This is a genomic window from Kribbella sp. NPDC050124, assembly GCF_044460355.1.
In the GTDB taxonomy this organism is placed as follows: Bacteria; Actinomycetota; Actinomycetes; order Propionibacteriales; family Kribbellaceae; genus Kribbella.
Genome location: NZ_JBITJU010000016.1, coordinates 71140 through 96775, shown reverse-complemented (window position 1 = coordinate 96775; position 25636 = coordinate 71140). Strand labels below are relative to the sequence as shown.

27 protein-coding genes are annotated in these 25636 nt (G+C 68.8%); 12 read left to right on the top strand and 15 right to left on the bottom strand.

The window, feature by feature from the left end; translation table 11 throughout:
• Positions 1 to 10: 10 nt before the first annotated feature.
• Complete coding sequence (locus ACIBL3_RS30665) at positions 11 to 3043, top strand: hypothetical protein (RefSeq protein ID WP_396357200.1); 3033 nt, start codon at positions 11 to 13, stop codon at positions 3041 to 3043.
• A gap of 53 nt (positions 3044 to 3096) precedes the next feature.
• Here the strand turns inward: ACIBL3_RS30665 and ACIBL3_RS30660 are convergent, their stop codons facing one another.
• Complete coding sequence (locus ACIBL3_RS30660; RefSeq protein ID WP_396357199.1) at positions 3097 to 3999, bottom strand: neutral zinc metallopeptidase; 903 nt, start codon at positions 3997 to 3999, stop codon at positions 3097 to 3099.
• Between the two features lie 106 nt (positions 4000 to 4105).
• Between ACIBL3_RS30660 and ACIBL3_RS30655 the strand changes: the two genes are divergently transcribed.
• Together ACIBL3_RS30655 and ACIBL3_RS30650 are read left to right on the top strand one after the other, a co-directional pair.
• Positions 4106 to 5704, top strand: a complete 1599-nt coding sequence (locus ACIBL3_RS30655) for an ABC-F family ATP-binding cassette domain-containing protein (protein WP_360521299.1) — start codon at positions 4106 to 4108, stop codon at positions 5702 to 5704.
• 24 nt (positions 5705 to 5728) lie between these two features.
• A complete protein-coding gene (locus ACIBL3_RS30650) occupies positions 5729 to 6502 on the top strand; it encodes an enoyl-CoA hydratase/isomerase family protein (protein ID WP_396357198.1) in 774 nt (257 codons plus the stop codon).
• A gap of 10 nt (positions 6503 to 6512) precedes the next feature.
• Here ACIBL3_RS30650 and ACIBL3_RS30645 read toward each other — a convergent pair whose 3' ends face one another.
• Genes ACIBL3_RS30645 through ACIBL3_RS30635 form a run of 3 tightly spaced genes read right to left on the bottom strand, consistent with a single transcriptional unit; the run spans position 6513 to position 7751 of the window.
• Positions 6513 to 6962 carry an SRPBCC domain-containing protein gene (locus tag ACIBL3_RS30645; protein ID WP_396357197.1) on the bottom strand — a complete coding sequence of 150 codons (450 nt, stop codon included), beginning with the start codon at positions 6960 to 6962 and terminating at the stop codon, positions 6513 to 6515.
• Position 6963: 1 nt separating this feature from the next.
• A complete protein-coding gene (locus ACIBL3_RS30640) occupies positions 6964 to 7311 on the bottom strand; it encodes an ArsR/SmtB family transcription factor (RefSeq protein WP_396357195.1) in 348 nt (115 codons plus the stop codon).
• Positions 7308 to 7751, bottom strand: a complete 444-nt coding sequence (locus tag ACIBL3_RS30635) for an SRPBCC domain-containing protein (RefSeq protein WP_396357194.1) — start codon at positions 7749 to 7751, stop codon at positions 7308 to 7310. Before ACIBL3_RS30635 ends, ACIBL3_RS30640 begins: the two co-directional genes overlap by 4 nt.
• A gap of 155 nt (positions 7752 to 7906) precedes the next feature.
• On the opposite strand from ACIBL3_RS30635, the gene ACIBL3_RS30630 reads away from it, so the two are divergent.
• Together ACIBL3_RS30630 and ACIBL3_RS30625 are read left to right on the top strand one after the other, a co-directional pair.
• A complete protein-coding gene (locus tag ACIBL3_RS30630; protein ID WP_396357313.1) occupies positions 7907 to 9784 on the top strand; it encodes an ABC transporter ATP-binding protein in 1878 nt (625 codons plus the stop codon).
• A gap of 36 nt (positions 9785 to 9820) precedes the next feature.
• Entirely contained in the window at positions 9821 to 9997 is a 177-nt protein-coding gene (locus ACIBL3_RS30625; protein WP_396357193.1) for a hypothetical protein, read from the top strand.
• Here ACIBL3_RS30625 and ACIBL3_RS30620 read toward each other — a convergent pair.
• A complete protein-coding gene (locus ACIBL3_RS30620; RefSeq protein WP_396357192.1) occupies positions 9994 to 10497 on the bottom strand; it encodes a hypothetical protein in 504 nt (167 codons plus the stop codon). The two genes, ACIBL3_RS30625 and ACIBL3_RS30620, sit on opposite strands and share 4 nt — an antisense overlap.
• A 90-nt stretch (positions 10498 to 10587) precedes the next feature.
• Positions 10588 to 11664, bottom strand: a complete 1077-nt coding sequence (locus ACIBL3_RS30615) for an ATP-dependent DNA ligase (protein WP_396357190.1) — start codon at positions 11662 to 11664, stop codon at positions 10588 to 10590.
• 124 nt (positions 11665 to 11788) lie between these two features.
• Between ACIBL3_RS30615 and ACIBL3_RS30610 the strand changes: the two genes are divergently transcribed.
• From ACIBL3_RS30610 to ACIBL3_RS30600, 3 genes are read left to right on the top strand one after another with little or no spacing between them, the layout of a single operon-like run.
• A complete protein-coding gene (locus ACIBL3_RS30610; RefSeq protein WP_396357189.1) occupies positions 11789 to 12100 on the top strand; it encodes a hypothetical protein in 312 nt (103 codons plus the stop codon).
• Positions 12093 to 12521 carry a MerR family transcriptional regulator gene (locus ACIBL3_RS30605; protein WP_396357188.1) on the top strand — a complete coding sequence of 143 codons (429 nt, stop codon included), beginning with the start codon at positions 12093 to 12095 and terminating at the stop codon, positions 12519 to 12521. The genes ACIBL3_RS30610 and ACIBL3_RS30605 overlap by 8 nt, the downstream gene beginning before the upstream one ends.
• Positions 12518 to 12850, top strand: a complete 333-nt coding sequence (locus tag ACIBL3_RS30600) for a YnfA family protein (protein ID WP_396357187.1) — start codon at positions 12518 to 12520, stop codon at positions 12848 to 12850. Before ACIBL3_RS30605 ends, ACIBL3_RS30600 begins: the two co-directional genes overlap by 4 nt.
• 119 nt (positions 12851 to 12969) lie before the next feature.
• Here the strand turns inward: ACIBL3_RS30600 and ACIBL3_RS30595 are convergent, their stop codons facing one another.
• A complete protein-coding gene (locus tag ACIBL3_RS30595) occupies positions 12970 to 13944 on the bottom strand; it encodes a zinc-binding dehydrogenase (protein WP_396357186.1) in 975 nt (324 codons plus the stop codon).
• A gap of 101 nt (positions 13945 to 14045) precedes the next feature.
• Here ACIBL3_RS30595 and ACIBL3_RS30590 point away from each other — a divergent pair, with 101 nt between their 5' ends.
• On the top strand, positions 14046 to 15278 hold the full coding sequence (locus ACIBL3_RS30590; RefSeq protein ID WP_396357185.1) for an ROK family protein: 1233 nt from the start codon (positions 14046 to 14048) through the stop codon (positions 15276 to 15278).
• 6 nt (positions 15279 to 15284) lie between these two features.
• Here ACIBL3_RS30590 and ACIBL3_RS30585 read toward each other — a convergent pair whose 3' ends face one another.
• The 6 genes from ACIBL3_RS30585 to ACIBL3_RS30560 are packed head-to-tail and all read right to left on the bottom strand — an operon-like array spanning position 15285 to position 21498.
• The gene (locus tag ACIBL3_RS30585; protein WP_396357184.1) at positions 15285 to 16637 is read right to left on the bottom strand and encodes a GH1 family beta-glucosidase; all 1353 of its coding nucleotides are present in this window, start codon (positions 16635 to 16637) and stop codon (positions 15285 to 15287) included.
• Positions 16634 to 17581 carry an aldo/keto reductase gene (locus ACIBL3_RS30580; protein WP_396357182.1) on the bottom strand — a complete coding sequence of 316 codons (948 nt, stop codon included), beginning with the start codon at positions 17579 to 17581 and terminating at the stop codon, positions 16634 to 16636. The genes ACIBL3_RS30585 and ACIBL3_RS30580 overlap by 4 nt, the downstream gene beginning before the upstream one ends.
• Positions 17578 to 18357 carry a VOC family protein gene (locus ACIBL3_RS30575; RefSeq protein WP_396357181.1) on the bottom strand — a complete coding sequence of 260 codons (780 nt, stop codon included), beginning with the start codon at positions 18355 to 18357 and terminating at the stop codon, positions 17578 to 17580. The genes ACIBL3_RS30580 and ACIBL3_RS30575 overlap by 4 nt, the downstream gene beginning before the upstream one ends.
• A gap of 24 nt (positions 18358 to 18381) precedes the next feature.
• Positions 18382 to 19209 (bottom strand): carbohydrate ABC transporter permease, encoded by an 828-nt coding sequence (locus ACIBL3_RS30570; protein WP_396357180.1) that lies wholly within the window; start codon positions 19207 to 19209, stop codon positions 18382 to 18384.
• Complete coding sequence (locus tag ACIBL3_RS30565) at positions 19206 to 20171, bottom strand: carbohydrate ABC transporter permease (RefSeq protein ID WP_396357179.1); 966 nt, start codon at positions 20169 to 20171, stop codon at positions 19206 to 19208. The genes ACIBL3_RS30570 and ACIBL3_RS30565 overlap by 4 nt, the downstream gene beginning before the upstream one ends.
• 4 nt (positions 20172 to 20175) lie before the next feature.
• Complete coding sequence (locus ACIBL3_RS30560) at positions 20176 to 21498, bottom strand: extracellular solute-binding protein (RefSeq protein ID WP_396357178.1); 1323 nt, start codon at positions 21496 to 21498, stop codon at positions 20176 to 20178.
• A 299-nt stretch (positions 21499 to 21797) separates the two neighbouring features.
• Here ACIBL3_RS30560 and zapE point away from each other — a divergent pair, with 299 nt between their 5' ends.
• The 3 genes from zapE (at position 21798) to ACIBL3_RS30545 (ending at position 24201) form a co-directional block, all read left to right on the top strand.
• A complete protein-coding gene (gene zapE, locus ACIBL3_RS30555) occupies positions 21798 to 22811 on the top strand; it encodes a cell division protein ZapE (protein ID WP_396357177.1) in 1014 nt (337 codons plus the stop codon).
• A gap of 90 nt (positions 22812 to 22901) precedes the next feature.
• Positions 22902 to 23768 (top strand): polyphosphate kinase 2 family protein, encoded by an 867-nt coding sequence (locus tag ACIBL3_RS30550; protein WP_396357176.1) that lies wholly within the window; start codon positions 22902 to 22904, stop codon positions 23766 to 23768.
• Positions 23769 to 23820: 52 nt separating this feature from the next.
• Positions 23821 to 24201: a VOC family protein gene (locus ACIBL3_RS30545; RefSeq protein WP_396357175.1), complete on the top strand. Its 381-nt coding sequence runs from the start codon at positions 23821 to 23823 to the stop codon at positions 24199 to 24201.
• 3 nt (positions 24202 to 24204) lie between these two features.
• On the opposite strand, the gene ACIBL3_RS30540 is transcribed toward ACIBL3_RS30545, so the two are convergent.
• The gene (locus ACIBL3_RS30540; protein ID WP_396357174.1) at positions 24205 to 25368 is read right to left on the bottom strand and encodes a Clp protease N-terminal domain-containing protein; all 1164 of its coding nucleotides are present in this window, start codon (positions 25366 to 25368) and stop codon (positions 24205 to 24207) included.
• Positions 25368 to 25595 carry a ribbon-helix-helix protein, CopG family gene (locus tag ACIBL3_RS30535; protein WP_396357173.1) on the bottom strand — a complete coding sequence of 76 codons (228 nt, stop codon included), beginning with the start codon at positions 25593 to 25595 and terminating at the stop codon, positions 25368 to 25370. Before ACIBL3_RS30535 ends, ACIBL3_RS30540 begins: the two co-directional genes overlap by 1 nt.
• Positions 25596 to 25636 lie beyond the last annotated feature (41 nt).

Sequence of the window (25636 nt, the reverse complement as noted above, 5' to 3'; positions counted from 1 at the left end):
TGGAGGAACGATGGTAAGGACGAATGAGCCGGTGCAGTCGGCCCGCCTGCCGCAGCGGCGGTCGGGGAGCCCGGGCGCGGACCGGCTGAAGGGTTTCGTCGCGCTGCTCGCGATCCTGGCGATCGTCGGCGGCGTCCCGTACGTCCTGCTGCGGTTCTTCGGTACGCCGTGGCCGGAGCAGATCCCGAGTCGCGACGTGCTGTTCAGCGAGCTGAGCATCGACACCGTGCTCGGCATCCTCGCGTTCTTCATCTGGATCGCCTGGCTGCACTTCGTCGTCTGCCTGATCGCGGAGGCGATCGCGGAGATCCGCGGCCACGGCCTCTCACCACGGATCCCACTCGGCGGCGGCTCGCAGGGCCTGGCCCGCCGTCTGATCTCGACCGTCGTGCTGATCGGCGCGGCCGCCAGTGTGAGCGTTCCGCTCGCCAGCGCCGCGACCACGCACAGCACAGGCGCGCCGACGGTGGCGACCGCGACGCAGGGCGGCGACCAGGAGTCGAAGAACACCTTCCGTCAGACCGAGTCGCGCAGCAAGGTGCTCAGCGGCAGCCAGGTCGGCACCACGCACACCGGCGTACGGACGAACAGCGACGACAAGGGCCAGGTGGTCAAGTACACCGAGGTCCGTCCGCCGCAGGGCCGCAACTACGACTGCCTGTGGGACATCGCCGAGCGGTACCTGGGTGAAGGTCGCCGGTACAAGGAGATCTACGAGCTCAACAAGAACAAGTTGCAGCCCGACGGCCGCAGGCTGACCAACCCGGATCTGATCCTGCCGGGCTGGCAGGTGCGGCTGCCGGCCGACGCCAAGGGCCCGGGCGTGCACACCGTCCGGGTGAAGATCGACGGCACCACGACGACGGTCACGCAAGGGACCAAGACGACAACGTCGACCGGCACCAAGACCTCCACCGAGACCAAGACGTCGACGGGCACCAAGACGACGACCGGTACGTCGACAGGCACGGCGTCGAAGTCCGAGCCGGGTCCGGGCAACCGGTTCTTCGAGGGCCAGGCCACCGAGAAGGGCTCGTCCGTCACGATCGGCAGCGCGGGCCGGGACCCGGGCGCGAAGAACGTGAAGCCGGGCGAGCCAGGCATCTCGGTCGCCCCGCACGGTCCGGGCACGCAGTCCGAGCAAGGCGAACCGGCGGCCGGTGGCACGAAGGTGCCCGAGCCCGCCCCGGTCGCAGTGGAGGACGGCGGCATCGACGCGACCGAGGCCGGGATCTACGGCTTCGGCGCCACGCTGCTGGCGGCCGGTCTCGCGCTAGCACTGCGGCGGCGCCGCGGCTGGGCGCAGGGCCCCGGTCCGAAGGCGGCCGGACACCGGCAGACCGAGATCGGGCTGCGGCTGGCGGGCGACATCCCGACCGCCCGCTTCGTCGACAACGCGCTGCGCCAGCTTGGTGCTGACATGACTCAAGCGAGCCGGCCGATGCCGAAGGTCGTCGCGGCGCTGGTGACCGACCGCGCGCTGACGCTCGTGCTCGACCCGTACGAGGCACAGACGCCGCCGCCCGCGCCGTGGCAGGTCATTGCCGACGGCACCCGCTGGACGCTCCGCCGGGCCTACGCCCCGACGCACGACGTGACGGCGCCGGCGCCGTACCCGACGCTGGTGACGATTGGGCGGAACGCGGACGGCGCAACCGTGCTGGTCGATCTCGACACCGCGAACGGCATCGTCAGCTTCGGCGGGGTGAACAACCCGTCCCGGGACGTGGTCGGTTCGCTCGCGGTCGAGCTGGCGACCAACCTGTGGTCGGAGGGCGCCCACGTCAGCATGGTCGGGTTCGGAGACGACCTGTCCGCGCTGGCGCCGAGCCGGCTGAGCTACTGGGTCCGCCTCGACGAGGCGATCGCCGAGGTGAACCGTCGTACCGAGGCTCAGGTGCAGGCCTGTGCGCGACGCAACCTGGACTCGGTGGCCGAGGCCCGGATGGCGTATCCGGACGCGGCGTTGTGGGGTGCGGAAATCATCTTCGTGTCCGCGCCGCCGACGCCGGCCGAGCAGGACCAGCTGAACCGCCTGGCCGCGGACCACAAGCGCACCATCGCCGTGGTCGTGGTCGGCGACGTGATCAGCTCGCCGTGGCGGTTCGTGGTGGACGAGAAGAACCAGGCCGTCTGCCGGCTGCTCGGCCTCGAGGTGGATGCCCACAGCATCGACCCCGCCCAGTTCGCGGACCTGGTCGCGCTGTTCGAGGCGGCCGAGTCCGACTCGCTGGACAAGCGCCGGGTCGAGCAGGACATGCCGGCGTACGAGTTCTCCACCACCGACCTGAGCCAGCCGGCTCCGGTCGAGGTCGATCTGCTCGGGCCGGTCGAGGTGGACGCTCGCGGCACGATCGACGAGGGTCGCGTGCAGCTGTCGTCCGAGATCATCGCGTTCCTGGCCAGCCAGGACTACGGCGTGCACCCGAACGTCCTGGCCGGCGCGATCTGGCCGCGTGGCATCAGCGAGGAGCTGCGCGACGCGGCGCTCGAGCACACCCGCCGCTGGGTGGGTGTGGACGCCATGTACGCCGACGAGTCCGGCCGCTGGATGCTGAACCGCAGCGTCGTGCGGGTCGACTGGGACGTGTTCCGCACGCTGGCCAAGCAGGCGACGATGATGGACGACCCACGTGGTCCGCTGTCGACGGCGCTCAGCCTGGTGCACGGCCCGGCGTGGTCGAACCTGCCCGCCGGCCGGTACTCCTGGCTCGCCGCGTCCGGCATCGAGCGCCGGATGGCCGAAGCGGTCGTCGACGCCGCGCTGAAGCTGGCAGAGGTCTCGCTGCAGTACAACGACGGCAACCTGGCCCGCACGTCCCTGCAGACCGGCCTCAGCTTCTCGCCGGCCTCGGAGGAGCTGTGGCGAGCCACGCTCCGTCTGGCCTCGCACTTCGGTACGTCGGCCGACGTCACCAACGTGGCGTCGCAGATGTACGCCGCGCTCGCCAAGCACGGCGGGCCCCGCGGCGCAGAGGCCGAGACCGACGCCCTGGTCGACGAGCTGCTCCCGGGCTACCACCGCCCAGCGGCAGTCGCCTGATCCACACAGCGAACCGCCCGTACTCGACCTGAGTACGGGCGGTTCGTCGTTGGTCAGAGCGAGTCGGCCGACCAGGTGTCGCAGGCGGTCATGTCGCCGGAGTCCAGACCGGTCTTGAACCACCGCATCCGCTGCTCGGCGGTGCCGTGGCTGAAGCTCTCGGGGTTGACCTGGCCCTGGGTCTTCGACTGGATCCGGTCGTCGCCGACGGAGGCAGCCGCGTCGAGGCCACGCTCGATGTCGTCCTGGGTGAGGCCGCTGATGAAGGTGTCGCCGTCCTTGTCGGGGACGGTGGTGGCGTGGTTGGTCCAGATGCCGGCCAGGCAGTCGGCCTGGAGCTCGGAGCGGACCGCGTCGGAGGTGGGTCCGTTGCGGGACTTGATCCGGCCGAGGATGCCGTACAGGTTCTGCACGTGGTGGCCGTACTCGTGCGCGACGACGTACGCCTCGGCGAAGTTGCCGCCCTTGGCGCCGAGCTCGGTCTGCAGCGTCTGGAAGAACCCCAGGTCCAGGTACACGCGCTTGTCGCCGGGGCAGTAGAACGGCCCGACCGCACTGGTCGCCGGTCCGCAGGCGGTGTTCACGGAGCCGTCGAAGACGCGCATGGGCGCCCGGGTGTACTTCTTGCCGCGGCGCGGTAGCTCGGACGCCCAGAAGCCTTCGATCGAGTTCTGGTAGAAGACGAACCGGCAGTCCGGGTTGTTCTGCAGGTCGGTGCCCTTCCTGCACGAGTCCAGGTTGCCTGCCGCGGTGTTGCGGACGGTGGGCTCCTCGCCGCTGCCTCCGCCCGGGAGGCCGCCGTTCAGCAGCAGGATGACCACCAGGAGGATGATGCCGCCGATCCCGCCGCCAATCGGAATCGTGCCGCCGGGCAGCAGACCGCCGCCGCCTCCGCCACTACCGCGAGTGTCCTCGACACCGCTGGTGTCGAGATCCGCATCCGGATTGAATTTCACAGCACTTAGACTAGTGCTGAGTGCGGGGGATTGAGCCGTGTCGTGACGCAGCGCCGCCGACCCGCCACCGACCGATCCCACGAGCTTGAGGACGCCTGCCACCGCGATGATCACTGTCTCCAGCCTCGAGGTCCGCGTCGGCGCCCGTCAGCTGCTCGCACCCGCCTCGTTCCGGGTCGGGCCGGGTGACAAGGTGGGCCTGGTCGGCCGCAACGGCGCCGGCAAGACCACGCTGACCAAGATCCTGGCCGGTGAGGGCCTGCCGGCCAGCGGCTCGGTCAGCTCGTCGGGCGAGATCGGCTACCTCCCGCAGGACCCGCGGACCGGCGACCTCGAGGTCCTCGCGCGGGACCGGATCCTGTCCGCCCGCGGTCTCGACGACGTCGTACGGCGGTTGCGCAGCGCCGAGAAGTCGATGGCCAGCGCGGACGAGAAGACCCGCGCCAAGGGCATGCGCCGGTACGAGCGGGCCGAGGCGGACCTGCACGCGGCCGGCGGCTACGCGGCCGAGTCGGAGGCGGCCCGGATCGCGGCCAACCTGGGGCTGCCGGACCGGGTGCTGGGGCAACCGTTGAGCACGCTGTCCGGTGGTCAGCGCCGCCGGGTCGAGCTGGCCCGGATCCTGTTCTCGCAGGCCGAGACGCTGCTGCTGGACGAGCCGACCAACCACCTGGACGCCGACTCGATCGTCTGGCTGCGCGACTTCCTGAAGTCGTACGCCGGTGGCGTGATCATGATCAGCCACGACGTGAACCTGCTCGAGGAGACGGTCACCCGGGTGTTCCACCTGGACGCGAACCGGGCCGAGATCGACGTCTACAACGTCGGCTGGAAGGCGTACCTGACCCAGCGCGAGACCGACGAGCGGCGGCGCAAGCGCGAGCGGGCGAACGCGGAGAAGAAGGCCGGTCAGCTGGTCGACCAGGCGAACAAGATGCGCGCCAAGGCGACCAAGGCGACCGCGGCGCAGCAGATGCTGCGCCGGGCCGAGCGGCTGATGTCCGAGCTCGAGGGCGAGCGCAAGGCCGACCGGGTCGCGAAGATCGCGTTCCCGACGCCGGCACCGTGCGGCAAGACGCCGCTGATGGCGCGGGAGCTGTCCAAGTCCTACGGCTCGCTGGAGATCTTCACCGACGTCGACCTCGCGATCGACCGGGGCTCGCGGGTCGTCGTACTGGGCCTGAACGGCGCCGGGAAGACCACGCTGCTGCGGATCCTGGGCGGGATCGAGAAGTCGGACACCGGTGAGGTGATCGACGGGCACGGGCTCAAGCTCGGGTACTACGCCCAGGAGCACGAGACCCTGGACGTGAACCGGACCGTCCTGGAGAACATGAAGACCGCGGCTCCCGACCTCAACGAGACCCAGGCCCGCAGCGTGCTCGGCTCGTTCCTGTTCACCGGGGACGACGCGGACAAGCCGGCCCGGGTGCTGTCCGGTGGCGAGAAGACCCGGCTCGCCCTGGCGACGCTGGTCGTCTCGGCGGCCAACGTGCTGCTGCTCGACGAGCCGACCAACAACCTGGACCCGGCGTCACGGGCCGAGGTGCTGAACGCGATCCGCTCGTACGCCGGCGCGATCGTGCTCGTCACCCACGACGAGGGCGCCGTCGAGGCGCTCGAGCCGGAGCGGGTCCTGCTGCTCCCGGACGGCGTCGAAGACCTCTGGACGAACGAGTACGCGGACCTGATCTCCCTCGCGTAGTTACTCTGGAGTATCTTCCTCAGTGTGACGGACTTGGGACTGCGGTTGACGGTGGACGGGCCGGTGGCACGGGTCGTGCTGGACCGGCCGGAGGTGCGCAACGCGCAGACTCCGGCGATGTGGCGAGCCTTGGCCGACTTCGGTACGGCGCTGCCGCCCGAGGTGCGCGTGGTCGTCGTGTCGGGGGAGGGGCCGTCGTTCTCTGCCGGGCTCGACCGGCGGCTGATCATGGGCGAGAACGCCGACGGCGAGGAGCCGCTGCTCGCCCTCGGCGCGAAGCCTGCCGCCGAGGTGCACGAGACGATCGCCGGGTTCCAGGCCGGCTTCTCCTGGCTGCGGCGTCCCGAGATCGTCAGCATCGCGGCCGTCCAGGGCCATGCGGTCGGCGCCGGGTTCCAGCTCGCCTTGGCGTGCGACCTCCGCGTGGTCACACCGGACGCCCGCTTCAGCATGCGGGAGCCTGCGCTGGGCCTGGTCCCGGACCTGGGCGGCACGCAGCCGCTCGTCCAGCTGGTCGGCTACTCGCGGGCGCTCGAGATCTGCGCGACGTCCCGCTGGGTCGAGGCCGCCGAGGCGAAGGAGCTCGGCCTGGCGAACATCGTCGTACCCGCCGAGGAGCTGGCCGCGACGGTTCAGGACCTCGCCGGCGCGCTGCTCGGCCCGCTGCCGGGGGCGATCCGCGAGACCAAGGCACTTCTCCTCGGTGCCGCGGATCGCCCGTACGGCGAGCAGCTGAGAGCTGAGCGCGAGGCGCAGGAGCGCCGGCTGAAGGAGCTCCTGGCCGCCATCGGTCAGTAGGGCATGGCTGCTACGGCCAGTTGCTGATCTCCACGTCGTTCGGCGACGGGTCGCCCTTGCCGGTCTCGACGTACTTCTTCAGGCTCAGCAGGAAGCTGGCCCACTTGGTGCTGCAGTGGTGCATGAACTCGACGGGCTCCTTCCAGCCCTCGTGCGTGAAGAGCACGATCGCGAAGTCGTCGGTCTGGCTGAGCTCGAAGCGGACGTGGGTGCCGATCCACTCCGGCGGGCCGTCGACGACCTCCCAGCGGACGAGTTTGCCCGGCTCCGTGTCCAGCACCAACATGTCGAAGCCCTCGCCGCCCGCGCCGGCGAAGCGGAACTTGATCACACTGCCGACGGCGCTGTCGCCGGTGGTGTCCTCGGTCCACCAGCCGGCCAGACCGGGGATGGTGGTCAGGGCCGAGGAGACGTCCTCGAGGGACGCCCGGGCTCCGATTCTGTGCAAGATGTCGACCATCTCAACTACCTCTCTCATGTCTTTGGGATTGGATGACCTCGGCCATCCGCTTGATGCGCTGCAACCGGCCGTCCCAGGCGTCGCGGACCGACGACAGCTGGTCGACCGCCCGGGCGAGCCGGGTTTCGTCCACGGTGTAGAGGCGCTCACGCCCGGACGGCGTGACGTGGACCAGGCCGACCCGATCCAGGACGCCGAGGTGCTTGGCGACCGCCTGACGAGTGACCGGCAACCGGTCGCTCAAGGTGGTCGCCGTACCGCTGCCGTCGGTCAGCAGCAGGTCGAGCATCCGCCGCCGGGTCGGGTCGCCGACGGCCGACCAAAGGTCGTCGTCGATGGTGACGGTCATGATGACGCCGCCAGTTTGTCGACGTACGGGACGAGTCGTGGGAGGAAGTAGTCCCAGCCGGTGAAGTGGTCTTGGTACAGCTCGTCCGACTTGGCGGCCTCGTCGTACCCGGTCTCGGCGAAGCGCAGCAAGGTGCCCGCGCCCGCCGGGAGCAGGTCGAACGTCACGAGCAGCGAGTTGGCAGCCGTCGCGACCTCGCCCTCATAGGCCCAGCGGAAGCTGAACCGCCGTGGCGGGTCGGCCTCGACCACCGTGAGCGGCTCGACCTTGGTGGCGCCGGACCGGACGAACCGGACCTCGCCGGTCGCACCGGCCACTGGTTCCAGTTCGGCGTCGTCCGGCCACCACTCGCGCAGGTGTTCCGGCGTACTGATCACCTCGTAGACCACCTCGGGGGTGGCGTTGACGTGGATCTGCCGCTCGATCCGGCGCTGGTCCATCCCGCTGCTCCCATCATCCGCAACCTTTGGTTGCATGAGACTGTACGGCGGATCGTCGTCTTGTGCAACCATTGGTTGCTCAACGGGAAGTATGCAGAGACCTGAAGTGTTGTCTGGGTTGACGAGACGAGTAGCGGAGGACGCCGATGTCAGGCATGGGGCCGATGGGAATGGGCGCGTACGGCTGGCGGCGCCAGGACGCGTCCGTGACCGACCGGAAGCTGGCCAAGGGCACGCTGCGCCGGATCGCCGGGTTCGCGAGGCCCTACCGCTGGCACATCATCGTCTTCTTGCTGCTGGTGGTCGTGTCCGCCTTCCTGGTGATCGCGTCGCCGCTGCTGTTCAAGAAGATCGTCGACGACGGCATCGGCAAGGGCGACGCAGGCTTGGTCACCGCGCTGGCGCTGGTGGTCGCGCTGCTCGCGGTTTTCGAGGCCGTGCTCGGCCTGATCCAGCGGTGGTACTCGGCCCGGATCGGTGAGGGGCTGATCTTCGACCTGCGGACCAAGGTGTTCGAGCACGTCCAGCAGATGCCGGTCGCGTTCTTCACCCGGACCCAGACCGGCGCGCTCGTGTCCCGGCTGAACAACGACGTAATCGGGGCGCAGCAGGCGTTCACCTCGACGCTGTCGGGCGTGGTGTCGAACATCATCAGCCTGATCCTCGTGGTCGGCGCGATGCTCGTGCTCAGCTGGCAGTTGACCGTGGTGGCGATCCTGCTGCTGCCGGTGTTCCTGATCCCAGCGCGCATCCTCGGTCGCCGGCTGGCCGCGATGACGCGTGAGCAGATGCAGCTCAACGCGGACATGTCGACCGCGATGACCGAGCGGTTCAGCGTCGGGGGCGCGATGCTCGTGACGCTCTTCGGCAAGCCGGAGCTGGAGAACCAGGGCTTCGGTGAGCGCGCGGGCCGGGTCCGCGACCTGGGCATCCGGATCGCGATGCTCGGCCGGGTCTTCTTCACCGCGCTGACATTGGTCGCCGCGCTGGCCACGGCTCTGGTGTACGGCGTGGGCGGCAACCTCGCGGTCCGCGAGATCCTGACCGTCGGGACGCTGCTGGCGCTGGTCGCGCTGCTCGGCCGGCTCTACGGCCCGTTGACCGCGCTGTCGAACATCCGCGTCGACGTGATGACCGCGCTGGTGTCGTTCGAGCGGGTCTTCGAGGTGCTCGACCTGGAGCCGATGATCAAGGACACGCCCGGCGCGAAGCCGTTGCCAGCCGATGCCGCGAGTGTCGAGTTCGATCACGTGGCCTTCTCGTACCCGACGGCCGAGCAGGTGTCACTGGCGAGCCTGGAGTCCGTGGCTGTGCTGGACAAGCGGGTGTCGGCGCAGGTCCTGGAGGACGTCAGTTTCGTGGTCCGTCCGGGCCAGATGGTGGCTTTGGTCGGGCCGTCCGGCGCCGGCAAGACGACCATCACGAACCTGGTCGCCCGCCTGTACGACGTCTCCGGCGGAGCGGTCCGGGTCGGCGGGAACGACGTACGCGAGGTGACGTTGCGGTCGCTGCACGACGCGGTCGGCTACGTGACGCAGGACGCGCACATGTTCCACGACACGATCCGGGCGAACCTCGGCTACGCCAAGCCGGAGGCCACCGACGAGGAGATGATCGAGGCGCTGAAGTCGGCGCAGATCTGGGAGCTGGTGTCGTCGCTGCCCGACGGTCTGGACACCGTGGTCGGGGATCGCGGTCACCGGTTGTCCGGTGGTGAGCGGCAGCGGCTCGCGATCGCCCGGTTGCTGCTCAAGGCGCCGCGCATCGTCGTACTGGACGAGGCCACTGCACACCTGGACTCGGAGTCGGAGGTCGCCGTACAGCGCGCTCTGGACACGGCGCTGGAGGGGCGTACGTCGCTGGTGATCGCGCACCGGTTGTCCACGGTGCGGAACGCCGACCTGATCCTGGTGGTTGACCACGGCAACATCGTCGAGCGGGGCACGCACGAGCAGCTGCTGGCGCAGAACGGCGAGTACGCCGACCTGTACCGCACGCAGTTCAGGGAGTCCGGGACCGCGGCGAATGTCTAGGGGTACCGTGAGCTTGAGGGTAGGGGAGGGGGAGCAATGATCAAACTGGCCTTGGTGCTGGCGGCCGGCTATGCGGGCTTCAAGCTCGCCTACCACTCCGAGGACGGCCGCCACTACGGCAAGGTCGGCGACAAAGCCTTGCGCACCAGCCTCTCCCTGCTGATCGCCAGCCTCGCGGCGGGCGTCACCTACGCGGCCCTCCTGTCACACTAGTTCGTCGAGGCCTTCTGCGGGTCGTGCTCCAGCAGGTGCAAGACCGGGACCCGGAGGTGCCGGCGTGCGGAGTTGGTCCAGTCCAGGTGGAAGAACTCGGCGACCACGTGCGACCGGGTCAGGATGATGACCTCCTGCGCGTTCACCTTGTCGACGGTGGCGATCAGGGCGTCGATCGGGCGGTCGTGGGAGATCCCGCCCTCGGCGTGCTGGCTCAGGTCGCGCAGCCGTTGCACACTGCGTCCGGTGCAGCCCTTGGCCTCGGTGTCGATCGCCTTCTGCGCCTCGGCCAGGTCCTGGCGCTGGGTGGCCAGCCCCGGTCCGTAGAGGTCAGCGGTGCCGAGGGCGCTGATGGAGGCCTCCACCCCGGCCTCGGCGTTGTGGCAGGGCACGAGCACGTGGTATTTGACCGGCTCGGGCATGTCCTGGTGCAGGTCGACCACGCGTTTCGCGTCCGGCTCGGACAGTTCCTGTTCGACGAGCAGTACGACGTCGTACATCTCGCAACCTCCGGTTCGTACCAGTCGGTATATCCCCCATGATGCCCCCACCACAACACTTTGACCGTCAACTAGATCGATCCAGTTTCCTCAACTGGTCGCGCTGGTCAGGACGTCGGCCAGGTCGAACTTGACGGGCTCTTCTAGTTGTTCGTAGGTGCAGGATTCTGGGGTGCGGTCTGGGCGCCAGCGGACGAATTGGGCGGTGTGGCGGAAGCGGATGCCTTCCATGTGGTCGTAGCGGACCTCGACCACGAGCTCCGGGCGCAGCGGGGTGAACGAGAGGTCCTTGCCGGCCTGCCAGCGGCTGCCCTCGGCGTTGCGCGGCGTCCGGACGCCCTCCTCCTGCTTGGCCCACGCCCACGGATGGTCGTCGAACGTGGTCACCAGCGGCTGCATCTCCTGGAACAGCTCCTTGCGCCGCTCGAGCGGGAACGCGCCGATCACGCCGACGCTGGCGAGGGTGCCGTCGTCGTTGTAGAGCCCGAGCAGCAGTGAGCCGATCCGGTCCGGGCCGCTCTTGTGCAGGCGGTACCCGGCGACCACGCAGTCCGCGGTGCGCTCCGGCTTCACCTTGAACATCACCCGCTTGTCCGGCTGGTAGATGCCGTCGAGTGGCTTCGCGATCAGCCCGTCCAGCCCGGCGCCCTCGAACTGCTCGAACCACCGCCCGGCGGTGGCGTGGTCGGTGGTCGCCGGCGTGACATGAATCGGCGCCTTCACGTCGGCAAGAGCCTCGAGCAGCGCAGTACGGCGTTCGCTGAACGGACGCTCGGTGTAGTCGTCGTCCCCGAGCGCCAGCAGGTCGAACGCGACGAACCGGGCCGGCGTCTTCTCCGACAGCATGTTGACCCGGCTCGCGGCCGGGTGGATCCGCTGCTGCAGCACCTCGAAGTCGAGCCGGTCGCCGGACTCGCCGATCACGATGATCTCGCCGTCGATCGCGCAGCGCTCCGGCAGGTTCGCCTTCACCGCCTCGACCAGCTCGGGGAAGTACCGGGTCATCGGCTTCTCGTTCCGGCTGCCGATCTCCACCTCGTCCCCGTCGCGGAAGATGATCGAGCGGAACCCGTCCCACTTCGGCTCGTAGCTCAGCGAGCCCCGCGGAATCTCCTTGACCGGCTTGGCCAGCATCGGCTTCACCGGCGGCATGATCGGCAGTCGCATCCCGCCATTCAACCCCACTTTGTGCATCCACCGAGCAGTTTCCGCCGCCGAAAACACTCGGCGACTGCACAAAGTGCCAGAGATGGTTGCATCCTGTACTTGGGTACAGGTTTACCGTCGAAGCATGAGTACGACGAACTGGGCCCCGGAGGCCTGCACATTGCCAACCGCCGAGCAGCCGTTCCGCGTCGCCGAGTTCGACGCACTGTTCGCGGAGCACCTGACCGGCGTCGCCCGCGTCGACCCGACTACTCTCGAGCTCACCCTCGCCCGCGAGGCCGAGGCAGCCACGGCCGACCTCACCGCCCGGGAGACCGAGTGCTGCTCGTTCTTCCACTTCGAAATCACGCCGAACGGCGAGCGGCTCGCCCTGCGCATCACGGTCCCGCCTACGCAGGTCGCAGTACTGGATGCCCTGAGCACCCGTTATGGCTGACGGTCTGCGTTCCGGCCAGGTCGCGGCCGCGGCGGGCGTGAACCTGCAGACTCTCCGGTACTACGAACGCCGCGGACTGATCGACGAGCCGACACGAAGCCTCGGCGGGCACCGGCTCTACCCGGACGAAGTCGTCACCACGCTCCGGGTGATCAAGGCGGCTCAGCGCCTCGGCTTCACGCTGACCGAAGTCGCCGAGCTCCTGGACGCGGCCAGGCATCGGCACCGCATCGGCGAGGGAGCCGGGTTGCAGGCAAGGGCTCGCGAGAAACTGGCCGACGTGGAAGCGAAGATCGCCGACCTGACTGTGATCGCGGACAGCCTGCGGGCCGGGATCGCCGCCGGTTGCGACGACCTCGAGACCTGCGCAGGTGACCCCAACTGCCCGCTGCCATTCACCGACCTGGTCAAGCGCCCGTGACGGTCCTGCGGTCGGTGCTGCTGTTCGTCCTGGCGGCACTTGCCGAGATCGGCGGCGCGTGGCTCATCTGGCAGGGCTGGCGGGAGCATCGTGGGATCTGGTGGATCGCCGGCGGCGTGATCGCGCTCGGCGCGTACGGCTTCGTCGCGACCTTCCAGCCGGATCCGAACTTCGGCCGGATCCTCGCCGCGTACGGCGGAGTGTTCGTCGCCGGGTCGCTGGCCTGGGGGATGGTGGTGGACAAGTTCCGCCCCGACCGCTGGGACGTCCTCGGCGCCGCCATCTGCCTGGCCGGCGTCGCCGTGATCATGTACGCGCCACGCGACTAGGGCTCGACTGACAGCGGCGGCGCGTCGGGAAGCACCACCTTCGCCTACACCATCTGGTAGCCGCCCGGCCGGGCCCCGGATCGACCCACCAGGAGATCCGGGGCCCAGCGTGGTGTGCGTCAGGGGATGAGGATGACCTTGCCGGTGGTGGCTCGGGACTCGAGGGCTTGGTGGGCCTCGGCTGCGTTCGCGAGGGGGAAGGTGGTGGTTGGGGCGTGCCAGCGGCCGGAGAAGGTTTCTTCTAGGGCGGTGGCTTCCAGGGGGCGGAGTTTGGGGAGGAGTTTGGGGCCGATGGCCCAGGTTGCGGTTAGGCCGCGGGACATCAGGTCTTCGGTGGTCAAACGGATCGGGCCGCCGGCGGACCAGCCGAACATCAGGAGGCGGCCGCCGAGGCCGAGTAGGTCGAAGGCCTGTTGGCCGCTGTCGCCGCCTACGCCGTCCAGGAGGACTGTGACTGCGCGGTCGCCGAGGTCGGCTTTCAGGGCGGTGGGCCAGTCTGGGTTCTTGTAGTCGACTGCGTAGTGCGCGCCAAGGTCGCGGACCAACTGGACCTTCTCGGGGCCGCCGGCTAAGCCGATGACAGTGGCGCCGACGTTGCGGGCCGCCTGGACCAGGTAGCTGCCGATTCCACCGGCGGCCGCGGTGACCAGTACGACGTCATCCGCCGACAGCCTCGCCTGCGACAGGATCCCGGCGGTCGTCCGGCCAGTCCCGATCGCGGCGACGGCCTGTGCAGCGTCGACATGGTCCGGTAGTTCGTACAGCGACTCCACCTTGGCGACGGCGAGTTCGGCGTACCCTCCTGGGACCATGCCGAGATGCACCACGACCCGCTTGCTGATCCACGCCTCGTCGACCCCGGGGCCGACCGCTTCCACGCGGCCGGCGACCTCGCGGCCGGGGATGGTTGGCAACTCGGGCAGCGGGATCGGCCCGCCACCGCCAGTGCCGGACCGGAGAGTCGTGTCGACCAGGTGGACCCCCGCCGCCTCCACCCGGATCAGCACCTGCTCCGCGACAGGCACCGGGTCCGGGACCTCCTCGTACCGCAGGTTCTCCGCCGGACCGAACTCGTGCAATCTGATCGTCTTCACAGCCGCAGACGCTAGGACCTCAAGATTGGTTGAGGTCAAGCCGATACCGCTTTGTTACCTTGTGTATTAAAGTTCGGGGTGAGCCGAGGGAGGACGGTGACGTGGGGAAGATTCTGAAGGGTGCGACCGCGCAGGAGACGCACAGCGCGATCCTGGATCTGATCCGGTCCAGCGGCACGGTCACGCGGGTCGATCTGGCCGACCGCTCCGGGCTGACCGGGGCGTCCATCTCGCGGGTGGTGAAACAGTTGCTGTCCGACGGCCTGATCGTCGAGACCGGCCTCGGCGACCCGACCGGCGGCAAGCGCGCGACGCTGCTGCAGTTCAACCCACGGGCCCGGCACGCCGTCGGCATCTCGATCGACACCCCCAGTACGACGTACGTCGTGACCGACATGAGTGGCCGGGTGATCGAGCAGATGTCGTCGCGCGGGATCGGAAGGGACGCGCCGGACACGGTCGTGCAGCGGATCACCACCGAGCTCGAGGACCTGGTCGTGAAGGCGAACATCGAGCCTGCCACTCTGGTCGGCGTCGGGGTCGCGCTGGCCGGGCGGCAAGGTGGCGGCGGGATCCGGCTGCTGCGGACCAACGCGTCGAAGTACGTCTGGGAGCCGTTCGCCGTCCGGGACACACTCAAGGCGGCGATCGACCACCCGATCGTGGTCGAGAACGACTCGACCTGCGCCGCGATCGGCGAGTTCTGGGCCGGCCGGATCCCGTCGGTGAACGACTTCGCCACCGTCTACATGGCGGCCGGGTTCGGGCTCGGCCTGGTCACCAACGGCGACGTGTACCGCGGCTCGTCGTCGAACGTCGGCGAGATCGGCCACATGGTCCTCGACGTCAACGGTCCGCAGTGCTGGTGCGGTGGCCAGGGCTGTCTGGAGAGCCTGGCCGCGCCAGCCGCGGTCGTGAAGCGTGCCGAGCAGGACCCGTCCCTGGTCAACGAGCTAGCTTTGCGCGGCCGCCGTACGGCGCTGCGCTCGGACTTCGCCAAGATCGCCCGGCTGGCCGCGGCCGGCGACCCCCGGTGCGTCCAGCTGATCGAGGAGTCGGCGACGTACCTGGCCAAGGCGTTGCTGTCGATCACCAACCTGCTCGACCTGGACCAGATCATCCTGGCCGGCCCCGGGTTCAGCGAGGCCGGCGACATCTACGTCCGGGTCGCGGCGACCGAGATCAACCGTCTGTCGTTCGTCCGCGCGATGCATCCGACCCGGGTCGAGCTGTCGAAGCTGGGGCCGAGCGCTGCGGCACTGGGCGCCGCATCGCTCGTCCTGCACAGTCAGCTCACTCCACACCAGAAGTCGATCCGGACGGTCACGAGCTGATGCCGGCTACTCGGAGATGAAGGCCTGCAGCCAGCGCCCGCTCTTCTTCACGATCCGCTGCTGGCTCTCGTAGTCGACGTACACGATCCCGAACCGCCGGCTGAAGCCGAACGCCCACTCGAAGTTGTCCATCAGCGACCAGGCGAAGTACCCCTTCAGCGGCAGGCCCTCGGCGACCAGCTCCCGGCAGACCGTGAGGTGCTGCCGGAAGTAGTCCAGCCGGTCGTCGTCCTCGACAGTCCCGTCGGCAGTCACTGAGTCCGGGTACGCCGCCCCGTTCTCCGTCACGTACAGCGGCAGGTCGGGCGCGAGCTTGTTGATCGTGACCAGGATGTCGCGCAGCCCGGTCGCCTGGATCGGCCAGCCCATCTGCGTCTTCGGCAGACCGGTGTCCACGGCGCGTACGTTCTCGCTGCCCGGCTGCGTCGTCGGGCCGCCCGGCGACGATACCGGCCCGTCCAGCGCGGCCACGGTCGTCGGGCAGTAGTAGTTCACGCCGACGAAGTCGAGCGGCGCGCCGATCACCGGCAGGTCCGACTCGAACTGCGAGAACCAGTCGGTCATCCCGGTGTCCTCGAGAACGTCGGCCGGGTACTTCTCGGCCAGCAACGGCTCCAAGAACATCCGGTTGCGCAGTCCGTCGACCCGCCGCGCGGCGTCGCGGTCCGCGGCCGAGTCGGACGCGGCGTGGATCGGCGCCGGGTTGAGCGCGATGCCGTAGGAACCCTCCGGACAGCGAATCGCCTCAAGCGCGAGTCCGTGACCGAGCAGCAGGTGATGCACGGCCTTCAGCGCGTCCGCACCCTCGGTCCGCCCGGGGGCGTGCTCGCCGTTCCCGTAGCCGAGGAACGCCGAGCACCACGGCTCGTTCAGCGTCATCCAGTTCTTGATCACGTCCGCCAGCGCCGCGTGCGTGACGGCCGCGTAGTCGCGGAACCGCTCGGCGGTGTCGCGGACCAGCCAGCCGCCCGCGTCCTCGAGCGGCTGCGGCAGGTCCCAGTGATAGAGGGTCGCGTACGGCGTGACGCCGTTCTCCAGGCACGTCTCGGCGAGCCGCCGGTAGAACGTGAGACCGGCCGGGTTCGTCACCCCGGAGCCTGCCGGGATGATCCGCGGCCAGGCGATCGAGAACCGGTACGCGGTCAGGCCGAGGTCCGCGAGCAGCCGGACGTCCTCGGCGAACCGGTGGTAGTGGTCGTCGGCGACGTCGCCGGTGGTCCCGTCGGAGATCCGCCCCGGCGTGTGCGCAAAGGTGTCCCAGATGCTGGGGCCGCGCCCGTCCGTGGAGACCGCACCCTCCACCTGGTACGACGCCGTCGCGGCGCCCCAGGCAAACCCGGGTGGGAAGCCGTTCGTCACGATGTCTCCTTCTGACCTTCGACCCAGTACTGCTCCGCTGGCAGCAGGCTACTCAACCGGTTAAGGAGCTCGTCGGGCAGGTCCGCTTCCATGGCAGCGACCAGCGCGTCGACCCGGGCCGGCTTGCTGATGCCGACCACGGTCCCGGCGATGCCCGGGGTGTCGGTGGAGTGCCGAAGCGCGGCCGTCGCGAGGTCGACGCCGTGCTCGCGGCACGCCTTGTCCATCGCCTGCACCGCCTCCAGTACGGCGGGTTGCGCCTCGCGGTACGCGTACTTCGTCGAGCCCTGCGGGTTCGCGAGGATGCCGCCGCCGTAGATCGCCGCGTTGATCACGCCGAGCCCATCGGCGAGCGCGCGCTCGAACAAGGCACTGGCCGAGTGGTCGACCAGGCTCCAGCGGTTGTGGACGAGCAGCACCTCGAAGCCGCCGAGGTCGAGGTAGCGGGAGAGCTCGCGGGTGTTGCCGCCGGCGAGCCCGACGTGGCCGATCTCGCCGTCCGCGCGCAGTTGCATCAAGGTGTCGACGGCATCACGCATGGTGTCGAAGTCGTGGAACTCCGGGTCGTGCAGGTGCACCAGCGGCAGGTTGTCCAGGCCGAGACGCTCCTTGCTCTCCGCGACACTCGCGCGGACCCGGGCGCCGGAGTAGTCCCCGTCGCGGGCGTCGACCTTCGTCGCGACCAGGAACCCGTCGGGCAGGCCGCCGTACTCCTTGATGGCCTGGCCGATGCGGAGTTCGCTCTCGCCGTCGCCGTACCCGTTGGAGGTGTCGATCCACGTCTGCGGGCTGTCGAAGACGCGGAGCACGAGGTCGACGGCCTCCTGACGGGTGACGTCGTACCCGAAGACCGCGGGCATGCCCGCGATGCCGCTGCCGCCGGCGCAGACGGCGGAGACGGTGAGGCCTGTGGATCCGAGCGGGCGAAGCCAGTCCCTGTTCATGCCTCGGAGCCTACGGCGAACGCGAACCCGTCCGGATCGACGTACACGGTCGTGCCGTCAGGTGAGACGAGCTTGCCGAGATCGGCCGGAGGCTTGCCATCGAGCTCGGCGTATGCGAAGCCGGCCACATCGAGCTGCGGATCCCGCTCGGACTTGGGGACCTGGTAGGTGAAGACCTCGAGCACGGTGTCGCCGCCCTTGAGGTAGCCGATGCTGAACCCGCGCTGGTCGTGCGGTTGCTCGATGGTGCCGATGAACGAGAAGCCGTGGTGCTCGTCGTAGTACGCGCTGGTCCGCTCGCGGTCCTCGATCGTGATCGCGACGTGGTCGAACCGCGGCCGCTGCGGTACGCCGAGTGCGCGCTCCCGGGCGACCCCGTCGGCGTCGAGGATCTCGGCGTACTGCAGGTCGCCCTGGATCATCTCCAGCAACGTGCCGTCGGGGTCGTAGAAGAAGCAGATCCGGACCTTGCCCTCGGCATCGAGCGGGTCGAGCTTGAACTCGACCCCGGCAGCCTTGAGTACGGCGGCCCGCTCGTCGAGCCGGTCGACCTTCAACCCGACGTGCCGGAAGCCCTTCTGCAGGTCGTCGCCGACCCAGGTGCTCAGCTCACGGCCGTTGCCGACGGCCCGTAACTCGATCGTCGCGGTGACCGCGTCGAGGACGGCGCGTTCCGGGGTCGGCTCGCCGACGACCTGTAGCTCCAGGAACTTGGTGTAGTACTCGACCGAGCGCTGCACGTCCGTGCAGTTGACCACGACGTTCTTGATCGCCATCGGACCTCTTTCGGGGTGAGAGAGCTAGTTCTTGACGGCGCCGAGCATCATCCCGGCGACGAACTGCCGCTGCATCCGCACGTAGACGACGACGACCGGTACGACGGACAGCGTGAGGCCGGCGGTGAGCGCCGGCCAGTTGGTGGAGTACTGACCCATCAGCGTGAACAGCACCGGCTGGAGCGGCAGCGAGTCGGTGCTGCGCAGCACGGTGTTGGCGATCAGGAACTCGTTCCAGGTGGACAGGAACTGGAAGATCACCACGGTCGCGATCCCGGGCCGGGTGAGCGGCAGGATCACCCGGCGGAAGATGGTGAACTCGCTGCCGCCGTCCACCCGGGCTGCCTCGATCAGCTCGTCCGGCAGGGTCTGGAAGAACGCCCGCATCAGGAACATCGCGAACGGCGCCGACCCGGAGACGTAGAGCACCAGCAGGCCGGTCTGGGTGTCGAGCAGGCCGAGCGACTTGAGCTCGAGGTAGAGCGGGATGATGAGCGCCGTCGACGGCATCATCAGGGTTGTCAACAAGAGGACGAAAAGCGTGTTGCGGAAGGGAAAGTCGAGTTTCGCGAAGGCGTAGCCGCTCAAGGTGGCGAAGACCAGTACGCCGATGACGGTGACGGACGTGATCCAGACGCTGTTCCAGAAATGCAGCGGGAACTCGATCGACGTCCACGCCTCCTGGTAGGCCTTGCCGGTGACGGAGTGGGGGAAGAACGGCCCGTTGAAGATCGTGTTCTGCTCGCGCAGTGAAGTGAGCAGCATCCAGACGAACGGGAACGCCATCAACACGCAGAACGGCGCCAGCACGAAGGTGGCGAACGACTTCCCGGCCCAGGACTGACGTTTCATCGGTCCGCCCTCCTGGTCAGCCAGAGCTGGGCGATCACGGCCAGCGTGCAGAGCACCATCGTCACGACGCTGAACGCGCTCGCGTAGCCGAGTTGCGGGATCGAGCCGGAGGTCGAGCCGAACGCGAGCGAGTACAGGTAGGTGCCGAGCACCTCGCTGGCGTGGTTCGGTCCGCCGCCGGTCATCACGAAGATGACGTCGAACGCCTTGAACCCGTTGAGCAGGCCGAGGCTGACGACCAGGCCGGTGACGACCCGAAGGCTCGGGACCGTGATGTGGCGGAACTGCTGCACGGTGTTGGCGCCGTCCACGGCCGCGGCCTCGTACAGACTCGGGTCGATGCCCTGCAGACCAGCGTAGAAGATCAGCATCGTGAAGCCGATCCCGCCCCAGACCGTCACCACGATGATGGCCGGCAGCACCGTCTTCTGGTCGGCCAGCCACGGATGCTGCAGGCTGTCCAGGCCGACCGCTCCAAGCAGCCGGTTCAGCGTGCCGATGTTCGGGTCGTAGATCAGCTTCCACAGCACCGCCGACACCACGAATGAGACGATGCCCGGGATGAACAGGATCGTCCGGACAAGTACGCCGACCTTCGGCCAGACGGCGTTGACGAGTACGGCGGTCACCAGTCCGAGGAACGTGAGCAGTGCCGTGGTGACCCCGGTCAGCACCAGCGTGATCACCATCGCCCGGCGCGCGACCGGGTCGGACAGCATCCGGCTGTAGTTGTCGAAGTTCACGAACCGCGGCGTACCGAAGCCACCCCAGGAGGTCAGGCTCAGGTACGCCGTGTACAGGATCGGCCAGAGCACGAACGCCAGGAACAGCGCGAACGTGGGCAGCACGAACAGGTAGCCCGCGGCCCGCTGCGACCGGCGCAACGGCGAGCCGAACCGGTACGACGTACGGCGGGGGACCGCCTGGGGTCTGGTTTCCGGCCGGGACAGCGCTGTCGCCATCCGATCAGCCGCCCTTGGCGTTCAGCACGGCCTGCTGCATCTCCTTCGCGACCGCCGCCGGGTCGCCCTTGCCGTCGAAGATCTTGGCGAGCGGATCGCCGGCCGCGACCGAGCCGGGACCGAACGGGATGTGCGGGCAGCCGTCGCCGTCGAGCAGCCAGGACGTCATCTGCTTCATGATCGGCAGCTCGATCCGGTTCGCCGCGCTCTTGGTGGCCGGCATCGAGTTCGACTCGTTCATCGTGGGGGAGTACCCGTCCGCGGAGTACAGGAACTTCAGGAACTCCAGCGCGGCGTCCTTGTTCTTGCTGGTCGCCGAGACCGCCCAGCCGGCGCCGGCCTGGTTCGCGGTCCAGTGCCGCTTGCCGGCCGCGAGCGCGGGGGTCTTCATCACCTTGTACTTCTTCACGAAGGCCGGCGGGGCGTCCTGGGTCAGGCCCTGCGGCGTCCACGAGCCGTTGAACAGCATCGCGGCCTTCTCGGTGTAGAACAGCTGCGGCGCCTGGTCGCCGCTGGTGCCGGTCGTGCCGGGCTGGAACACGCCGCCCTTGACGATCTTCTGCTGCAGCTTGATCGCGTCGACGACCTTCGGGTCCTCGTACGTCGCGCCGTCCTTGAGCTGGTCGAGCTTCAGGTAGAACGTCGGGTCGTCGGCGACCTGGGTGATCAGCGGCAGGAAGAAGTCCAGCGAGCTGGTCGTCGGGTTGCAGCTGAGCGCGACCGGATGCTTGCCGATGGCTCGGATCTTGGCCGCGGCCGCGATCAGGTCGTCCCAGGTCTCGATCTCGTCCTCGCCGACGCCGGCCTTCGTCAGCAGGTCCGGGTTGTAGAACAAGCCGAACGTCTGCGCCATCCAGCCGACCGCGTACTGCTTGCCGTCCAGGGTGAACTCCTGGTTGGCCGAGTCGAAGAAGTCCTTCAGGAAGTCGTCGCCGAGCTCCTGCTTCAGGTCGGCCGAGACACCGCCGGTGCCGTAGGTGAGCGCCCGCGTGTGCGGCGCGAAGATCTCCGGGACGTCGCCGCCGGCCACCGCCGCCTGCAGGGCGGGCAGGTACTGGTCCGGGGTGCCGAAGATCCGGTTCTCGATCTTGATGTTGCCGTGCGCCGCCTCGAACTTCTCGATCAGCTTCGGGAATTGGGCCTCCTGGTCGTTGTACCACGACCACATCCGGACCACGGCCTTCCCGCCGCTCGTGGTGCCACCCCCGCTGTCACTGCCGCCGCACGCGGCGAGGGCCGGCCCGAGCCCCAGTGCCGCGGCGCCGCCCAGCGCCCCCTTGAGTACCGTCCGCCGGCCCACTGTTCCGGCATCCCGCCGTTCGCCCATACCGACTCCTCAGTCAGTCACCTCACGAACCTCACATCAACTTCCTAACTGAAAGTAAGAAAGTGGTCAAGGTCACGTGGAAGTTTCCCGGAGTTTCCGAACCGAGCCCACTGGCGGCTTATGTCACCACTGGCGTGCTGCAACCCGCCACCGGTGACACAACCCGCCATCGACCGCAGGTCGGACGGCGGGCGGTGGGGCAGTGGGATGCCGGGCGGTGGGTGGTGAGCGGTGCGGGTGGTGGTGAGCGGTGCGGGTGGTGGGGTGGTGCGTGGGGTGGGCCACTTAGGGTTGGGCGCATGGTGATTCGGCTGAGTGAGCGGTGGCCGGAGGTGAGCCCGGACCGGCTGCTGTCGGAGTGCGTGCCGCCGCCGCGCTTTGCCGACGTCCGGTTCGCCACCTACCAGCCGGCGCCCGACGAGCCCTCCCAGGCCGAAGCGCTCGCGATGCTGAGTGAACGCGCGGTCGGAATGGCCAAGCCGCGACAGGCGCCGAGTCTGTGGTCGCGGCTGCGGAGGCGCGACCAAGCGCCCGGCAAGCCCGGGATCTACCTCGACGGCGGGTTCGGGGTCGGCAAGACGCACCTGCTCGCGTCGCTGTGGCACGAGGCGGCCGGGCCGAAGATGTACTGCACGTTCGTCGAGCTCACCAACCTGGTCGGGGCACTGGGCCTGCGGACCGCGGTCGACGCGCTGTCGTCGTACCGGCTGATCTGCATCGACGAGTTCGAGCTGGACGATCCAGGCGACACGATGCTGATCTCGCGGCTGCTCGGTCAGCTCGTCGCGGCCGGCGTCGAGTTGGCGGCCACCTCGAACACGCTGCCCGACAAGCTGGGGGAGGGCCGGTTCCAGGCGATCGACTTCCTCCGCGAGATCCAGGCTCTGGCCGCGAATTTCGACGTACGGCGGATCGACGGGCCGGACTACCGTCACCGCGGCCTGCCGGTGGCGCCCGAGCCGTGGCCGGACGACAAGGTGGAGGCGAAGACCGCCGAGCGCGCCAATGCCTCGTGCGACCACTTCGTCGACCTGCACCGCCACCTGGCCGAACTGCACCCGAGCAAGTACGGCGCTTTGCTCGACGGCGTCGAGACCGTCGGCATCACTGACATCCGGCCGCTGACCGACGAGAACGTTGCCTTGCGGGTGGTTGTCCTGGCCGACCGAATGTACGACCGCAACCTGCCCCTGCTGGCCGGTGGTGTACCGCTGGACCAACTGTTCTCCGCCGACATGCTCAAGGGCGGTTACCGCAAGAAGTACCTGAGGGCGCTCTCCCGGCTGATCGCCCTCGCCAATGCCGGAGGTTGACCGCCAGGCGTGCTTTCCTGGGCAGGCGCCGCCGCCCTGGTGCTCGTCGCGGTCCCGGGAATTGCCGGACGGATGAGGCAGGATGGTGCGATGGCGAAGCAGAAGAAGAGCCAGGCGGACAAGGGTGGGCTGCTCGAGCAGCTGAAGGTGCCGCAGGGGCCGGTGGATCTGAGCACGTACGACACGCGCGCCACGCCTGGATTCACCGGGACGAAGGACGAGGGCAAGCTTGCGCTGGAGAACCTTGGTGCCGAGCTGTCCGACTGGCAGGAGCGTCTGTTCGCCGAAGGCCGCCAGGACGGGCAGCGCAGCGTCCTGCTGGTGCTGCAGGGGATGGACACGTCCGGCAAGGGCGGCGTGATCCGGCACGGCGCGGGCCTGATGGACCCGCAGGGCCTGAAGATCACCTCGTTCAAGGCGCCGACGCCGGCTGAGAAGCGCCGCGGGTTCCTGTGGCGGATCCGGCAGGCGCTGCCAGGTGCCGGGATGATCGGGATCTTCGACCGCTCGCACTACGAGGACGTGCTGATCGCGCGGGTACGCAACCTGGTCGCGCCGCCGGTGTGGAATCGGCGCTACGCCCAGATCAACGACTTCGAGGCCGAGCTCGCGGCGAACGGCGTGACGCTGCTGAAGTGCTTCCTGCACATCTCGCCGGAGGAGCAGAAGGTCCGGCTCCAGGCGCGCCTGGACGACCCGACGAAGCACTGGAAGTACAACACGGGTGACGTCGACGAGCGGAAGCTCTGGCCGGCCTACACCGAGGCCTACGAAGCCGCCCTGGAGCGCTGCAACGGCCCGGAGGCGCCCTGGCTGGTGATCCCGAGTGACCGCAAGTGGTACCGCAACTGGGCGGTCACCACGATCCTGCTCGAGACCCTGCAGTCCTTGAATCCGGAGTGGCCGACCGCCGACTTCGACGTGGACACCGAAAAGAAGCGCCTGGCCGCCACCTGACCTGTCCGCTGCTCGCCAGATTGGGTACACAGGGGGCGGAAGGAGCACAACGATGAGCGTGGTTTCGGTGAGGTACATCGTCAGCGACGTCGACGCGGCCGTCGACTTCTACACCAAGCACCTCGGGTTCGAGGTGCAGATGCGGCCCGGGCCGGGGTTCGCCGGGATCACCCGCGGTGATCTCCGGCTGCTGCTGTCCGAGCCTAAGGGCCCGGGCGGCGCGGCCCAGACGATGCCCGACGGGCGCCGCCCCGAGCCCGGCGGTTGGAACCGGATCCAGTTGGAGGTCGACGATCTGGAGTCCACGGTCGCCGCACTGCGCGCCGACGGTGCCTCGTTCCGGAACGAGATCGTCACCGGCCGCGGCGGCCTGCAGATCCTGCTGGACGACCCGTCCGGCAACCCGATCGAGCTCTTCCAGCCGACGACGTAGCCGTTAGCCGTCCGGGTCGATGTTGTGGCGGCGGAGCAGGGCTCGGAGGGCGGCGACCTGTTCGTGGAGCCGTTCGTTCTCGTCGAGTACGGCGTTGAGCTCGGCGAGCAGGTGATGGCGACGACCGTAGGTGGTCCAGGCCGCCGCGGCCTCGGGTGTGGTCCAGGCGGTGTCGGCCTCCTCGGTGAGGTAGCCGGAGACGGCTGACTCGAGACGTTGGCGGTGATCGATCCACTCGTGCGTCTTGCGTCGTACCTCGTCGAGTTCGTTGCCCAGCTTCATCAGGATCTGGCCGGCGACGCCCTCGCCGTCGCGGAGCAGGCCGAGCAACAGGTGCTCGGTGCCGATGATCTCGGTGCCGAGCCGGCGGGCTCGTGCCTGCTTCCAGCCCGGTGCCGCCGCCTCGTCGTAGGCGTGTTCGAGCGTGCTCTTCGCCCGCGGGGTGAACGGGACCGTGCCACTGACGCCGCGGCCGGCGCCCCGGCCGATGATCTCGACCACCAGGTCACGCACAGCCGGCGCGGTGACGCCCAGACCGGCCAGCACCTTCGCGCCACCGCCCTGCTCCTCGTGGATGATCCCCAGCAGCAGGTGCTCGGTCCCGATGAAGGTGTGATTGAGCATCCGGGCCTCCTCCTGCGCGAGGACGATGGCCCGCCGGGCCGAGTCGGTGAACAACTCGAACATTCCGCCTCCCCTCCACGACAGGTGATCCTCGACGGAGGACGCGAGGTCCTTGACCTCGTCCTCGAGCAGCAGGTCGAGCCGGAGTTGGTCCTGCAGGTCTGCTGCGGTGACGTGCTCCGGCTTCAGTCGCTCGCGGATGAACTCGGCCACCTCGTCGGCCGAGACCCCGTCGGAGGCGATCCGATCCAGTAGCTCGTCGACTTCCTCGACCGGTTCGAGTCGCAGGTCCGACCGGTTCATGGCAGCGAACTGCAGCACGACCGCCACCGTCACGACCCGGTTCGCGCCGTCGAACGCCCGCGCCCGAACCAGTCCGGCCAGCAACACCGCCGCCGCCTCGACCAGTCCGCTGGTACGACGTACGTCGCCCAGCACCTCGTCGACCGCGTCGAGATTCGTCCGCCGGACCGCGTCGTCGGAGGAGCACCGCAACACCCGGGCCGCGATCGCGAGGACGTCGTACTGGTCGAGGAAGCGCATCAGTCGTCTCCGCGGAGGCGGCGCAGGGACTCCTCGTGGCGGGCCAGGTTCTCGTCGAGGAGCCGGCTGAAGCGGTCGTCCTGGCGGCGCCGGTCCACCAGCGCGGCGATCGCCTCCCGGGCGACGTCGGACACCGACCGCCCCTCGACCGAGGCCACCGTCTGCAGCCGCTCGGCCAGCTCCGGGTCCAGCCGCAACAGGATGTTCTTCGTCCCGTCCTTCGCCATGGATAGCAAGATATCACGCTATCAACGGCTCGCTAAGGTGG